Source organism: Ketobacter sp. MCCC 1A13808 (assembly GCF_009746715.1).
Classification (GTDB): Bacteria; Pseudomonadota; Gammaproteobacteria; order Pseudomonadales; family Ketobacteraceae; genus Ketobacter.
Map to the genome: position 1 here is coordinate 417,796 of NZ_VRKW01000002.1, position 13,496 is coordinate 431,291.

Annotated in this window: 13 protein-coding genes; 6 read left to right on the plus strand and 7 right to left on the minus strand. The window is 49.8% G+C overall.

Annotated features, from left to right (window positions below; genetic code table 11):
- Positions 1–69 precede the first annotated feature (69 nt).
- The gene (locus FT643_RS05755) at positions 70–807 is read right to left on the minus strand and encodes a class I SAM-dependent methyltransferase (RefSeq protein WP_156870098.1); all 738 of its coding nucleotides are present in this window, start codon (positions 805–807) and stop codon (positions 70–72) included.
- A gap of 369 nt (positions 808–1,176) precedes the next feature.
- Here FT643_RS05755 and FT643_RS05760 point away from each other — a divergent pair, with 369 nt between their 5' ends.
- Positions 1,177–2,358, plus strand: a complete 1,182-nt coding sequence (locus tag FT643_RS05760; protein ID WP_156870100.1) for a glycosyltransferase family 4 protein — start codon at positions 1,177–1,179, stop codon at positions 2,356–2,358.
- A gap of 61 nt (positions 2,359–2,419) precedes the next feature.
- Here FT643_RS05760 and FT643_RS05765 read toward each other — a convergent pair whose 3' ends face one another.
- The 4 genes from FT643_RS05765 to FT643_RS05780 all read right to left on the minus strand — a co-directional run bounded on the left by FT643_RS05765 (position 2,420) and on the right by FT643_RS05780 (position 6,749).
- Positions 2,420–3,373: a lysylphosphatidylglycerol synthase transmembrane domain-containing protein gene (locus FT643_RS05765; RefSeq protein WP_156870102.1), complete on the minus strand. Its 954-nt coding sequence runs from the start codon at positions 3,371–3,373 to the stop codon at positions 2,420–2,422.
- A gap of 119 nt (positions 3,374–3,492) precedes the next feature.
- Positions 3,493–4,101, minus strand: a complete 609-nt coding sequence (locus FT643_RS23775; RefSeq protein ID WP_156870104.1) for an acyltransferase — start codon at positions 4,099–4,101, stop codon at positions 3,493–3,495.
- Positions 4,101–5,075: an NAD-dependent epimerase/dehydratase family protein gene (locus tag FT643_RS05775; RefSeq protein WP_156870106.1), complete on the minus strand. Its 975-nt coding sequence runs from the start codon at positions 5,073–5,075 to the stop codon at positions 4,101–4,103. Before FT643_RS05775 ends, FT643_RS23775 begins: the two co-directional genes overlap by 1 nt.
- A 12-nt stretch (positions 5,076–5,087) precedes the next feature.
- The gene (locus FT643_RS05780; RefSeq protein ID WP_156870108.1) at positions 5,088–6,749 is read right to left on the minus strand and encodes a glycerol-3-phosphate dehydrogenase/oxidase; all 1,662 of its coding nucleotides are present in this window, start codon (positions 6,747–6,749) and stop codon (positions 5,088–5,090) included.
- Positions 6,750–7,294: 545 nt separating this feature from the next.
- Here FT643_RS05780 and FT643_RS05785 point away from each other — a divergent pair.
- Both FT643_RS05785 and FT643_RS05790 read left to right on the plus strand, forming a co-directional pair.
- Positions 7,295–8,281 (plus strand): glycosyltransferase family 2 protein, encoded by a 987-nt coding sequence (locus tag FT643_RS05785; protein WP_156870110.1) that lies wholly within the window; start codon positions 7,295–7,297, stop codon positions 8,279–8,281.
- Positions 8,265–9,227: a glycosyltransferase gene (locus tag FT643_RS05790; RefSeq protein ID WP_156870112.1), complete on the plus strand. Its 963-nt coding sequence runs from the start codon at positions 8,265–8,267 to the stop codon at positions 9,225–9,227. Before FT643_RS05785 ends, FT643_RS05790 begins: the two co-directional genes overlap by 17 nt.
- Positions 9,228–9,319: 92 nt before the next feature.
- Here the strand turns inward: FT643_RS05790 and serB are convergent, their stop codons facing one another.
- Positions 9,320–10,549 (minus strand): phosphoserine phosphatase SerB, encoded by a 1,230-nt coding sequence (serB, locus tag FT643_RS05795; protein ID WP_317621950.1) that lies wholly within the window; start codon positions 10,547–10,549, stop codon positions 9,320–9,322.
- A 151-nt stretch (positions 10,550–10,700) separates the two neighbouring features.
- On the opposite strand from serB, the gene FT643_RS05800 reads away from it, so the two are divergent.
- The 3 genes from FT643_RS05800 (at position 10,701) to FT643_RS05810 (ending at position 13,078) form a co-directional block, all read left to right on the plus strand.
- Positions 10,701–11,666, plus strand: a complete 966-nt coding sequence (locus FT643_RS05800) for a glucosaminidase domain-containing protein (protein ID WP_156870114.1) — start codon at positions 10,701–10,703, stop codon at positions 11,664–11,666.
- A 12-nt stretch (positions 11,667–11,678) separates the two neighbouring features.
- The gene (locus FT643_RS05805) at positions 11,679–12,701 is read left to right on the plus strand and encodes an AI-2E family transporter (RefSeq protein ID WP_156870116.1); all 1,023 of its coding nucleotides are present in this window, start codon (positions 11,679–11,681) and stop codon (positions 12,699–12,701) included.
- A gap of 83 nt (positions 12,702–12,784) precedes the next feature.
- Positions 12,785–13,078, plus strand: coding sequence for a PA4642 family protein (locus FT643_RS05810; protein ID WP_156870118.1), 294 nt, complete (start codon positions 12,785–12,787; stop codon positions 13,076–13,078).
- A 1-nt stretch (position 13,079) separates the two neighbouring features.
- Here the strand turns inward: FT643_RS05810 and FT643_RS05815 are convergent, their stop codons facing one another.
- Complete coding sequence (locus tag FT643_RS05815; RefSeq protein ID WP_198043348.1) at positions 13,080–13,472, minus strand: putative signal transducing protein; 393 nt, start codon at positions 13,470–13,472, stop codon at positions 13,080–13,082.
- Between the last annotated feature and the right edge of the window lie 24 nt (positions 13,473–13,496).

Genomic DNA, 13,496 nt, shown 5'->3' on the forward strand with positions numbered 1-13,496 from the left:
CAGCGTTTTGAAGCGCTGGCCTTTTTTATATTCTTAACAAAAGCAGGAAGAACTGCGATCACACCCGGTTTAAGGCTGGGGCTTTTGCGCTGATGCAGCAATCTTTTTCGTGAACAGCTTGTTGTGCTTGCCGTACATAATGAATAGCGCGCGAAACACACCATGCAGCACAGTGGACGCAGCCAATAACACATAGTTTAAGGGGTTCTTCCAGAACACGTACAGATTCAACGGAAACACCTTAATATTATCGTAGCCACAATGCTCAAGAACCTGAGTCAAGGTGTACTCGGTGAACGTATTGTAATGATCAAAATTTTGCGCCAAAGATTCCGAACCGGTCACAGGGTTTGCCCCGTTCAGCACATGACAAACAATACGGCCACTGGGTTTGAGCTTTTTCAGACACAGAGGCAGAAAAACCATAATCTCATCTTTGGTCAGATGGTTAATTTCCTGCTCACAGAAAATCGCATCCATGCTGTTATCTTCCAGCTCAGATACATATTCAAATGCCCGGATCTGCTTACAATTCAGTTGCTTGTTCGCCGCATACTGGATTTGGCACGACCGGGAATCGATACCCAGCACATTGGTATAGCCCTGTAAATTCATCATGCGGACGAAATAACCCGGACCACAGCTGATGGCCAATATTTTCGCATCCTTATTGGATGGCATATGGCTCAGGTAATTATCCTTATAGAACGCGTTAAATTTGTCATAGCCACCCTCAACATCGGAAGGGCCTTCCCAGAATGAATCGAACGGTTCAATTTTTGCTGCGAGTTGATCGCTGGTTAACATACTATCCGCCTTGCAATATTCGCCAATAAAACATGCCGCACACGCCCGTGAATCGGGAGCACGCAAACTTTGAGTAAATGGATCGAGCAATATTGTGCATCTTTGAAATGTTTTAATCTATTACAATTTTGATAATAAAAGCTGCCAAAAGTCACTGGATTTTAGGCCTGGCATCCACACAATACCCCCCCGTACTGGCCTTTTAAAATCATCGGCTTATACTTATCTTATTCACAAAACAGCTGGCCGTTCGACTTACAATGTGACGCCTGGTTAACACCTTAATGGATTAGCCTACGCATTTGCCTTGCTGGCATATCACGGTAACGCTCAGGGTTTTACATCGCATCCCCAATACAGGATCACACTATGCGGATACTCTTCTGCAATTACGAATACCCCCCTTTGGGCGGGGGCGGAGGCGTCGTCAACGCCATGCTGGCGGAAGAACTGGCACACCGTCATCAGGTCACCGTTCTGACCTCTTGCGGCCCCAATCTCGCGGCCGAAGAAACATTGAACAATGTACGTATCATACGGGTACCGGTCTATACCCGGCGGCAAATGGCAGCGGCTAACTTCCCCTCGATGGCGGCCTACATCATGAACGGGCTGCGCTACGGCACCAAACTGCTGCAAAAAGAACAGTTTGATATTATCAATACCCACTTTGCCCTGCCCTCCGGGCCAGTCGGCCACAGCCTGGCCAAAAATTTCAATGTACCGAATGTGCTCTCTGTACACGGCGGAGATCTGTACGACCCGAGCAAATTTACCTCACCACACCGGCATTTCCTGCTACGCATGTGGGTAAACAGCCTGCTGCATAAAGCGGACGCCGTGGTCGGCCAGTCACGCAACACCAATGAAAACGTCACGACGTTCTATGATGCCGGACTCAAGCCAGCGCTGATTCCGCTGGGTATCAATCGGCCTCACTTTCCGTCCACCACGCGCCAGGAGCTCGGCTTTACCGACCAGGAAAAGATTTTAGTCACTGTTGGCAGGCAAGTATCGCGCAAAGCAAACGATCGTTTGATCACCGTGTTCAGCCGCCTGAAACAGGACAATTGCAAGCTGGTACTGATCGGGAGTGGCCCGCAACAAGAATCCCTGCAAGCCCTGGCCAACCAGCTCAATGTCGCAGACAAGGTGGTCTTCGCAGGTTTTGTCAGCGAAGAAAAGAAATACGCACTGCTGGCCAATGCCGACCTCTATGTATCCACCAGTCAGCATGAAGGTTTTGGCTTGGTCTTTTTGGAAGCCATGGCGGCGAATTTGCCAGTCATGTGTTACAACCACGGCGGCCAAACTGATTTCCTGGAACACGGCAAGACCGGAGCGCTGCTCGAATTAAACGACGAAACCGCGTTCCTGAATGAGTTAAACCGGCTGCTATCCGACCCATCACTGGCGCAACAGATAGGTGAATACAACAAGCAGAAAGTAGAACAATACTTTATCGAGAACTGCGCGAAAGAGTATGAAACCCTGTTCGAAAGCCTGCTGAAGGATTCGAAAGGCGTGGCTGCAGGCAGCAGCAGAAGTTAAGCTGACGGCGCGGCGCTGCATAAGGTAGCGTTGCGCCCCCCCACCCTTATGCTGTCAGCAACTAAACGCCACCAGGCGGAATCTTCGGCTTGCCTTCCAGCAAATACAAAACACTTCCGATCAGCGAAATGGGCAGCGCAGCCAGGCGGATTAACAGTGCCACGACAATCCCAACTGAGTCGTCCAGCCCGTAGCTCTCCATGAAATACATAAAGGCACCGTCAACTACACCATAACCACCTATACTGATCGGTAGCATACTAACGAAGACCGTGATGCTCAAAACGATCGCAATTTCCATGACCTTATACTCGCCAACCAGCGCATGCACCAATACAGCGTAAGCTAAAATCATCAGCCCATGGAATAAGAACGAAAACAGCATCACGTTCACACAACGGCCAAGATGGTATTTGTACGCCCCCATATGTTTAACCAAATAGGCCAGCACTTTGGGGCAGTATTTACTGTTGAGGATTTTTTCCGAAAGGTTAAACGCATACACCAAAACCACCCCAAGAATCGACGCCACACCTACCGGCACCAGGATCATCAGGTAATAGGCGGAAAGCTTGTCATCTCGCGTCAACCAAAGGTAGATTGCAACGCAACCACCAATCATAACCAGGGCAGCGAAACCCGTTAAGCGCTCAATAAAAACCGACAGGAACGCCACTGTTTTCTGGTCGCCGTCTTTGCCGAATGTTTTGTAGATACGGTAGGCATCACCACCGATCGCCGAAGGGAGAAACTGGCTGATAAAGAATGCAATACCATACCAACGGGTTAAATCCGGCAAACCATATCGTTGTTCGTGTATCTTTAAAAGCTGGCCCCACTTTATCGCGCTCACGAACCATCCGCCCAACATAGCAAACACGGCAATAGCGAACACATGAAACGGCAGATCTTCGATGTAATGCAGCGCTTGCTTCCAGTCGACACTTACCACAATCCAGTACACCACTAGACTGGTCACCAAAAGCTTTACGCACAATAGAATTTTTTTCTTCATAAAATCGGGGCTACAGAAGCGATAGTGGCTTAATGCATTATCTCGACAAACCCGCTCCTGCGTTGAAGTAAAAAGAGTATCCGGCCCCGCTCCGTGGGTTGAACCAATCCCGCGGCCAATCAGCCGTGTTGAGCTTTCGCCACTTCATTCTCACCTATAATTTTACCCGGGTTACCCACCACAATGGCAAAATCAGGGACATCTTTTGTGACAATGGAACCGGCACCCACCACGGCATAACGGCCTATGGTAATCCCAGGCAATACGGTGGCATTCGCACCCACCCAGGCCCAGTCACCAATCGTGACGGTTTTAAATTCCGCCTTCATCGCCTTACGGATATCGTGGCTTGTGGTCGTAATTAACGCGCCCGGACCGACCTGCGCGTTATTGCCTATTACCACACCGCCATGACCGAAAATCTTGGCGTAGCTGTTAATAGCACAATCGCGGCCCACATGGATATAACCATCCGAGCCCGCGCGCATATAGACCTGATCCAGTATCAGACAATCCCGGCCAATGCGGATATTGGACGGGTTAATCATGTTAACCTTGCCGCCCACAATGGACCCCGCCCCGACGCAACGCAGAACATACCGGCACCAGAAAGTATTGATAGCGACCTTAAACAAATGAATCCACTCTACCGGATTGGAAAAGATCAACCCTTTGATGCGGCTCATTTTATCAATATGCTTCGCTTCTGCATTGTCGTCCGCAGACATTAGATTAATCCTTCTTTTTTATACCACTCTGCAGTACGCCGGACACCTTCTTGCGCACTGATCTCAGGTTCGATTTTCAAATCCCGCTCCATACGTTCAGTCTTGAAGCTGACGGATTTGGTGAAGAAATCCATACTGCGTCTGAAGATAGGGGGTTTCTTGTTGATTAAATTAAACGCAATTTCAACCGCCGTTGCGAATAACGTCATGGGTACTGCTGGAATAACCACTTTGGGCGGGCTCACCCGGAGTTCGCCGGCTACAATCTGCACCAACTCTTTCAGCGGAGTGACGGTTTTACTGGCGATAATAACCGGCTTCCCGATCAGCGTTTCGTTAGTCAGTGCCGCTTCAAAGGCCCGGCTCAGATCGTCAATATAAATAAGATGCTTCAGGGTTTTACCGGGGCTGACTATCACGCCCTTTTTCACCATTTTATAAAATTTCAATTTGCTCACATCGCCCGGACCATAGACTTGTGCGGGTCGTATTACGATGACCGGATAATTGTGTTCTTCGCAAAACGCTACGGCCATCTTCTCGCCTTCGGTTTTGGAGGTTTCATACTTGTCCCACTCGGGAGGGCAGTACGGGGATTGCTCAGAGAACGGCATACGCCCACCGGCGGCCACACCCACGGTGCTGCAGTGCACGACCCGTTTTACGCCGGCTTCTTTTGCCGCCTCCAGCACGTTACGGACACCCGTCACATTCACAGCGAAATAATCTTCCATGGATTTATCCGGATGATTAAACAGCGCCGCCAGGTTAATACAGACATCCACTCCTTGCAGCGCCTTCAGCAGGCTGTCTTTAGAGGTAACGTCGGCCTGCACCGGGGTAAGGTGAGACAGTTCTCCCGCCATTGGAGCAGCCACCCGTAACAGCGGAATCACGGTATGCCCCTGTTGATCCAAATATCGACATACGTTCTGTCCGACAAATCCGGCAGCGCCGGTTACAGCAATCTTCATGAATGACTCCCTTTACAGTCTGATATTTGGGTACGCATCTTTCAACTCCTTGATATTGCTAAGTTTCTCTTCTTCGGTCCAGTTCAGTACCTGCGCCATTACATCGGCGCATTGCGTAATTGCCTGCTCCGATGGGCAACCTGCGTTGCCAATTTCCGTACGCCGCAGCACCACATCGACCAGCTTAACCGCCAACTCTGTTTCGATCGCGTGAACAATTTCAGCGGCCAGTACATGGGTACCATCGATTGTCTTTTTCAGCTCGGGACGGCGGCCAGCGATTGCCAATACATCCTGCGCACCCGCACCGTAATTGCGATACAACGTGTCCGCTACCACCGCGTTGCCATCCAGTTGTGACAGAATGACGGATTTATCGATTGCCGTTCCGCCCCAGGCTGGTGTGCTATCGAAAACGGCCTTGCTCTTGCTAATATTCAGCGCAGCTTCCACCTCATTAACCGCTTGAACGGCCATTACGCCGGAAGTAGTGGCCCGAACGCCGATCAATGTCACCAACCCCTTTAAGCCCTGCTCCTTGGCATGATTGATTAACACCGATCGTTTTCCATAGCTCAGATCCTTGCTGTCTTCGGTGTTCTCGCCGAATAGGGTGAGCCCCCAGTTGCTGATGGTGACATCCTCAAACTGTATATTTAAGCCTTTATAGCCCGCGTTAACCTCTTCAATAAAGGTTTCGATTTCTTGTCGCGTAATATACACATCTTCGGGTTTCTCTTTTTTCACCACATGCCAGACACCCACCAGCGAATAATCCCGCCAGGGCACGACAAAAAGATGGCGGGCGCCCCGGCTTACCAGCGCATCGGGATCTTTACTTTGCCCCAACACGGCAACGGCATTGCGCTTGGATATTTGACGCTTCACCAAAAAGCAGGCGTCACGGGAAAAATTAACGTTTGGACTGTGGGCGCTGCCCAGGGATTCATTGATCAGGCGGTGCGCCCAGCCACCAGCGGCATTGAGCACACTTTTGCTGCGGATCGTGAAACGCTTGCCACTGAGTTCATCCAATACCTCAGCCCCCTGAACCAGACCGTTTTCTTCTAAAATTTTCGTCGCATTCAAATAGTTACAAATTACAGCGCCGTTTTCATCGGCGTCACGCACATAAGAGACCACGATCCGGCAGGGGTTGTACATTTGCCCGTCATAGAAAAGCACCCCCCCGGTGAGCCCTTGCTGATCGATTTCGGGAAACGCTTCAACCACATCCGCTTTGGATAGCACTTTGCCACCCGGTATGTGCTTTTCGCTTGCCTGCACACCCCAATTGCGGTCCAGTGCCACCGCGTCATAGACAAACACACCGGCAGCCAGCATCCAGCGCGGGGTACCAACATTATAAGTAGGAATTATGATCGGCAGCGGGTCAACCAGGTGCGGTAGTGTTTTAAAAAAGAAACGACGGGCATCAATAGATTCACGGACCCGGACAAGATCGCCGTGCTGCAGATAGCGGATTCCGCCGTGCAGCATTTTAAAGTGTTGGGAAGAGGAACCACTGGCAAAATCGCGCTTTTCTATCAAGGCCACTTTCAGGCCGCGCTTACTTGCCTCGCGGGCGGCACAGGCACCGAAAATCCCGCCCCCTATCACCAGCACATCGAATTCGGTTGTCTCAAGAGCCTGCAAAGATTCACTTCGTTTCATATTCGTTTTATACCCTGGAACGGTTTGCGAGGCGTTCACCGCAACCAAATCATGATCTGGCGCGGACCTCCTGGTACTGTGTAATTACTGACTAGCTGCGCTAAACCTTTGATTTAACATTAAATTCAAACAAGCAAAATAGATAGGTCTTCGCATATTACCTTCCGCGTCACCCACCCCGGCACGTTATAACAAATTTAAGACAAATCGGATGCGAACCCCGAAGCCGGAATATGGATCTATAATAAGGATGTCTTAATAATGATAGCGCCCCGGAGCGAGCATTTTACAAATACAAACAATAATTAAAGCAGGGTATCCGTTGAGCAACCAAACTGTTATCAAGACACCCGAAAACTCAGATAATGGCATTAATCATAACAGCAATTACCCGATCCACATGGCAGAATGCTAACAAGGTGATAAATTATTAATTTGAATTCTGTACTTATTCTCATTCAGTGCCAAAACATGGCCTATTATAAGCATAAGTGTTAAATTATGCTCCACTGTTAAAATCGAAAATCTGTTGTAGGACACTCCGGATGACACGAACCATCGAGCTATCCATTGTTGCGCCTTTATATAACGAAGAAGAAAGTGTCGGTCACCTTTACAAGGCCATTACTGATGCGGTCAGCCCTATGGGGCTGGAGTATGAGATTCTTTTCGTTAATGACGGCAGCAAGGACAAGACTCTGGATAACGCCATTGCTTTGGCAAAGGCTGATCACCACCTTAGAGTGGTTAATTTCCGTAAGAATTATGGCCAAACGCCCGCAATGGCCGCCGGCATCGATAACGCTCGCGGTGATATTATTGTTACCATGGACGGCGATTTGCAGAATGATCCTTCTGATATTCCGATGATGGTGAAGACGCTCCGCGAAGGTTACGATATCGTCGTCGGCTGGCGCCACAATCGGCAGGACAAACTGATTACCCGTAAAATTCCGTCCATGATTGCCAATCGGCTGATCGGCAAAGTCACCGGCGTCCCCATTAAGGACAACGGCTGCTCCCTGAAGGTCTATCGCGCGGAGGTAATGCAGAGTCTGCCGTTTTATAATGAATTGCACCGGTTTATTCCGGCATTGCTGTCTGTCTCCGGCGCACGCGTAGCAGAAGTTAAAGTTAAACACCACGCCCGGCAATTCGGCGAATCCAAATACGGGCTTTCACGTGTTTACAAAGTACTGTTAGATTTGCTCACCATAAAGACGATATTATCCGTTGCCAGCCACCCCATGAGGTGGTTTACCAAGCTATCCGGAATACCGCTTCTGGTTGCTTTAATTTGTACTATATTGTTGGCATTGGACGTAAACGAAAGCAATCTAGTAGTCGAAACGACATTAGCGATTCTATTTTTCTCTACCGCAATTTTTCTGATCAGTCTGGGCTTTCTTTCCGAACTCATATTCGCCAAAGGCAATATCGCAATTGGAAAGCTTGCACTCTTAACAGCGCAATTGAATAGTGAAAAAGTAATTGAGCCCGAATCTAGGATTAACGATGAGCCAAGCAGATAGTTCGACGCCTCTAAGCGTAATTATTCCCGTATGCGAAAGAACCGAAAACACACTAGCAACCTTCAAAGAATATCAGGAATACCTGGGCGCTAAGTTCACGCAACCTGAATATATTTTTGTCGTCAGCAAAGGCAATCATCATATTGGTGATCAGCTGGTTGATCACGCTAAAGACGCTAAAAATATCACCGTGATGTATATGTCCCGTGATTTCGGCGAAGCAACTGCCATACAGGCCGGTATGAGCAAGGCCACTGGCGAACTCATTCTAATATTGCCGACGTACAAGCAAGTTGAAACCAGCAGCCTTGGCAAACTTTTCGAACACATTGAAGAATACGACCTGGTGTTAGCAAAACGCTGGCCCCGGATTGATACCGCTGGCAACCAGATTCAGACCAAAACCTTCAACTACCTTTTAAGAAAGTTCTCAGGTCAGAACTTTACTGATATCGGCTGTGGTGTGCGGTTGCTGAAATCCGTTGCGGCAAAAGAACTGAATTTGTACGGCGATCAGCACCGATTTTTACCCCTGCTTGTTCATCAAATCGGGTACAGCTTTACTGAAATCGAACTGCCTCAGGCAAAAGATGACGCTGGCACTCGCTTATACACACCCCAAGTCTATCTGCGTCGGTTACTGGATTTGCTTACCGTTGTGTTCCTGACCAAGTTCAACAAAAAGCCACTACGCTTTTTCGGATTACTGGGCAGCGGAAGCATCGGCATAGGTGCTCTGGGTTTGCTCTACTTGGCTTTGGAGCGCTTTGCCTGGGGAATCCCCCTTTCCGACCGACCATTACTGGTTATGTTTTGCTTATTCTTTGTATTAGGGTTTCAACTGCTCGCAATCGGTTTGATTGGTGAAATTATCATATTCACGCACGCCGGTGACCAGAAAGAGTATCGCATTAAAAAAATCCATGACCAGGATTCACCGGATTAATTCAATCTCCGGCTCAGTTCCAGGAAAAAATAAAAAGCCCGCTGCAGATAAAATTGCAGCGGGCTTTTTAATATCTGAACAACTTCCTCCGGCTAAAGCCGCTTCAACAGCTCTTCGCTATCCCGATCCCGGACGCCCAGCAAATACAAAATCCCATCTAACCCCAACTCGGAAATAGAGTGCTCCGCATTTTCTTTTACCACCGGTTTGGCGCGAAATGCGATCCCCAACCCGGCAAGGTTCAGCATCGGTAAATCATTAGCGCCATCGCCGACCGCAATGACCTGCTGCAAGTCCAAGCCCTCTTTTTCTGCCAGCTGCTTGAGCAATTCCGCTTTCCGCTTGCCGTCCACCACCTGCCCGACGACTTCGCCGGTAACTTTTCCATCTTCCACGGCAAGATCATTCGCATAAACATAATCAATGCCCAGCTTTCTCTGAAGGTGTTTTCCGAAATAGGTGAATCCGCCGGACAAGATCGCCGTTTTATAGCCCAACGCCTTGAGCGCCTTGATCAGGTTTTCGGCTCCTTCCGTAATGGGCAACGTTTCCGCTATGTCCACCAACACCGACTCACTGAGCCCCTTCAGCAAACTTACCCTGCGCTTAAAGCTTTGCGTGAAATCGAGCTCACCCCGCATGGCCTGCTCCGTGATCTCGGCAACCTGTTCACCCACCCCCGCCGCTTTCGCCAGCTCGTCAATCACCTCCGCTTCAATTAAAGTGGAGTCCATATCGAAACAAACCAGACGGCGATTGCGACGATATGCATTGTCTTTCTGAAAAGCGATATCGACCCCCATCTCACCTGCCACCGCCAGAAACTGCGCCCGCATCTGGGATATATCCCGTGGAGTTCCACGCACCGACAGCTCAACACAGGCTTTTTGATCCCGCGGCTGATCAGACAGCGAAATCCGCTCGGACAGCCGGGTGAGGTTATCAATATTCAAATCGTGCTGAGCCACTACGCGGGTTACGGCTGCAATGTGCAGCGCCGTAATCTTGCGGGCCAGCAGAGTCACAATATAGCGATCGCGACCCTGGCTGCACACCCACTCCTCGTATTCTGTGTCGTCAATGGGAATAAAGCGTACAGCCATATCCATACTATGACAGGCGAACAAAACGTCCTTCAAGACCGGAGAGGCCTCTAACTCCTGGGGCACCTCGATAACCATCCCCAGAGTCAGGGTGTCATGTATCACCGCCTGACCAATATCCAAAACGTTTACATCATAGCGGGATAACAGATCCGTAATGGTCGAGGTGACCCCCGGCTTGTCTGCGCCGGAGATGTTGATCAACAAAATTTCGTGCACTCGTAGCCCTTATTAATCAGGAAGGAAACCTTTGACACATATTCTACACTTAACGCTGCACGGAAGAAAAAGCCGAAGTAGCCAACCTGTAATTGCAAATCACCCGCGAACGTGGCGTAATCGGCCACTAAGAGCCTGCCAAGGAGACGCCATGTTAAGGCACTTACCCCTCATATTAGTGACAGCGCTTGCTGCAATTGTAATCACATTGCATTTTTCACAGCCCTATGACTCAACGCCCGTCGTGATCAGTGAAACCACGACGCCGGCCCCCGAAAAGCCGGATTTCACGGCTTACAAGTCGGTCAGCAAGCGCAAAGCGGCTTTTTTCGGGTTCTTGAAGCCGTATGTTAAAGAGCGCAATCAGGAAATTCTTACGCTGCGCAAACGAATCGAATCCGGCCAGATAAAAGGTGATGAGTTAACTGCACTGGCAAAACGCTACCGGATAAAAAGCAAAGACCCGGCCATCATACAGGAACAACTGCTGATTAAAGTGGATGCCCTTCCTGCATCGCTGGTGCTGGCGCAAGGGGCAATGGAAAGCGCCTGGGGTACATCCCGTTTCGCCCGAGACGGCAATAACTATTTCGGACAATGGTGCTTTACATCCGGTTGCGGCCTGGTGCCGGAAAGCCGCGGTGAAGGAAAAAAACACGAAGTCCGGGTATTTGAATCACCCATGGATTCTGTGATCAGCTACATGCGCAATCTCAACAGCCACCCGGCCTATCGGGACTTGCGTGCTACCCGCTCCACTTTAAGGCAACAAGGTGATTCGTATAACGGCTGCTATCTTGCCGGTGGACTGACCCACTACTCTGAAAAAGGCGATGCCTACGTTGAAAGCCTGAAAACACTAATCCGGGCTAATAAACTGGAACAGGACCCTCACAATTACTGCGCAGCCGTAATGATTGCAGAGGAAAAAAGCCCGCCCGCCCGGTCCACGGAACTGCCGTTGCCCGCGGATGCCAAAGGCCATTCAATAAACCAGCCCGGTGAAGAAAAGCCCGCTCCAAGCAGTAAAAATAAAACAAACGATACCGATATTGCGACAGACGACAGTCAAAGCGCATTACCGCCCACTGATAAAGTAACTCACCCGTCCAGTTAATCAGGAGTCTCAATGCCGTACCAAGCTCTTAGTCCAGCCTTGCGTTTTTTGCTCGGGGTGGCTTGTTTCATTGTGCTCGTTGCCGGCATGAAATCCGCTGTTGAAATCCTGGTGCCATTTTTACTCTCGGTGTTTATTGCGATACTTTGCGCCCCCGCCCTGCTCTGGTTGGAGGCACGCAAAGTGCCCTCACCGCTCGCGGTCACCATCGTGGTTTTAGTGGTGGTCGTCTCCATCAGCGGCGTTTCCATGTTAGTGGCCACCTCCATTAACAATTTTGCAAAACAGGTCCCGGCCTATCAGGCCAGCCTGCAGGATGAGATTCAACTTGTTACTGCCTGGCTGGCTAATCACGGCATTGAACTATCGCAACAGCTAGTCAGGGATCAGGTTAATCCCGGTCGCATTATGGAGTTGGTTAGCAAAACATTGACCGGTTTTGGCAATGCATTGGCGGATTTTTTTCTGATCTTTTTGACCGTGCTGTTTATTCTGTTTGAAGCATCCAGCTTTCCCGCCAAATTTCGTCGTGCCATGGGCGATCAACATCAATCCATCAGCACCTTCGAAAAGTTCAACACGTCGGTTAAACGCTATTTGATTATTAAATCCCTGGTAAGCTTGGCTACGGGTGCGTTTATTGCGTTGTGGCTCGGTATTCAGGGCGTGGATTACCTGGTGCTGTGGGCGTTGCTGGCATTTTTGCTGAATTTCATCCCCAATATCGGCTCGATTATCGCTGCGATTCCTGCGGTGTTGCTGTCGTTCGTGCAGTTTGGATTTACCGGAGCCGGCATCACCGCCCTGGGATTCTTTATCGTCAATATCGTGATGGGCAATATCATTGAGCCCCGCTACATGGGCAAAGGACTCGGCCTGTCGACCCTGGTGGTATTTTTGTCGTTACTGTTTTGGGGATGGGTCTTGGGTCCGGTCGGCATGCTCCTGTCAATTCCATTAACGATGATCGTGAAGTTAGCCCTGGAAGCCAACCAGGAAACCCGCTGGATTGGCGTCCTGCTGGATAATAAATAATCAGGGGTCGATCAGAATTCCTGGGAGTGATACTATTGCGCGCCACTGACGATGGTGCCTTAATTTCCGTAGAGGGGAACAGCATGTCAACGAAAGACAAACAGAAAGTAATCGGCGAAGAACTGGATGAAGGCAAGGTTGCCCGATTTCTGGATATGCAGCCCGAAGGCGATGAGAACGCAGACTTTCACGTATTATTAAAAGCTTATCGCGGCTTACCTGCCGACGCTTTCGACCGCTTTCTGGAGATGTTTGTAGCACAAGGGCGGGACATCAATGCAACCGGTGGCGAAGGCCGCACCCTGCTGCACATCGCACAACAGCACAACAGCCAGCCCGGTTACGTCGACGTACTGAAAAAACACGGTGCTCAATAACTCAGACTAGTAATAGATACATAGCCAATAGGATAATACCGCTCACCAGAACGGCTATGCGGACGCCACTTGCGGCAACATTGGTGAGGCTGTTTTGTTCGCTATGGCCCTTCTCCATCGGACCCGATTCCACTTCCTGAGCTGACGGAGAAGGCTGAGCCCCCTCTGCCATTCGGCCATCGTAAAGTCCCCGCTCATATTCTGTCACCACCTGCCGGGCCTCAACAAAGTCAGCATCCAGAACCTGCACATTGGCGAAATCAGATGCACCGATATCACCGATCGCACCTTGCAAATAAAACCCGTTGACATGATTGTCAATGTCTTGAGAGTGCAAAAGCCCGGAAACAATATGGGCTTCCGCAATGTCACGGGCTTTATAGACTATTCGCACATTCTGTTACCCAAACAGCCATCA

Coding starts and splice junctions, on each gene's coding strand:
- FT643_RS05805 (WP_156870116.1), top strand. CDS start 11,679: ATGCCGTACCAAGCTCTTAGTCCAGCCTTGCGTTTTTTGCTCGGGGTG.
- FT643_RS05775 (WP_156870106.1), bottom strand. CDS start 5,075: ATGAAGATTGCTGTAACCGGCGCTGCCGGATTTGTCGGACAGAACGTA.
- FT643_RS05760 (WP_156870100.1), top strand. CDS start 1,177: ATGCGGATACTCTTCTGCAATTACGAATACCCCCCTTTGGGCGGGGGC.
- FT643_RS23775 (WP_156870104.1), bottom strand. CDS start 4,101: ATGTCTGCGGACGACAATGCAGAAGCGAAGCATATTGATAAAATGAGC.
- FT643_RS05800 (WP_156870114.1), top strand. CDS start 10,701: ATGTTAAGGCACTTACCCCTCATATTAGTGACAGCGCTTGCTGCAATT.
- FT643_RS05790 (WP_156870112.1), top strand. CDS start 8,265: ATGAGCCAAGCAGATAGTTCGACGCCTCTAAGCGTAATTATTCCCGTA.
- FT643_RS05785 (WP_156870110.1), top strand. CDS start 7,295: ATGACACGAACCATCGAGCTATCCATTGTTGCGCCTTTATATAACGAA.
- FT643_RS05755 (WP_156870098.1), bottom strand. CDS start 807: ATGTTAACCAGCGATCAACTCGCAGCAAAAATTGAACCGTTCGATTCA.
- FT643_RS05810 (WP_156870118.1), top strand. CDS start 12,785: ATGTCAACGAAAGACAAACAGAAAGTAATCGGCGAAGAACTGGATGAA.
- FT643_RS05765 (WP_156870102.1), bottom strand. CDS start 3,373: ATGAAGAAAAAAATTCTATTGTGCGTAAAGCTTTTGGTGACCAGTCTA.
- FT643_RS05780 (WP_156870108.1), bottom strand. CDS start 6,749: ATGAAACGAAGTGAATCTTTGCAGGCTCTTGAGACAACCGAATTCGAT.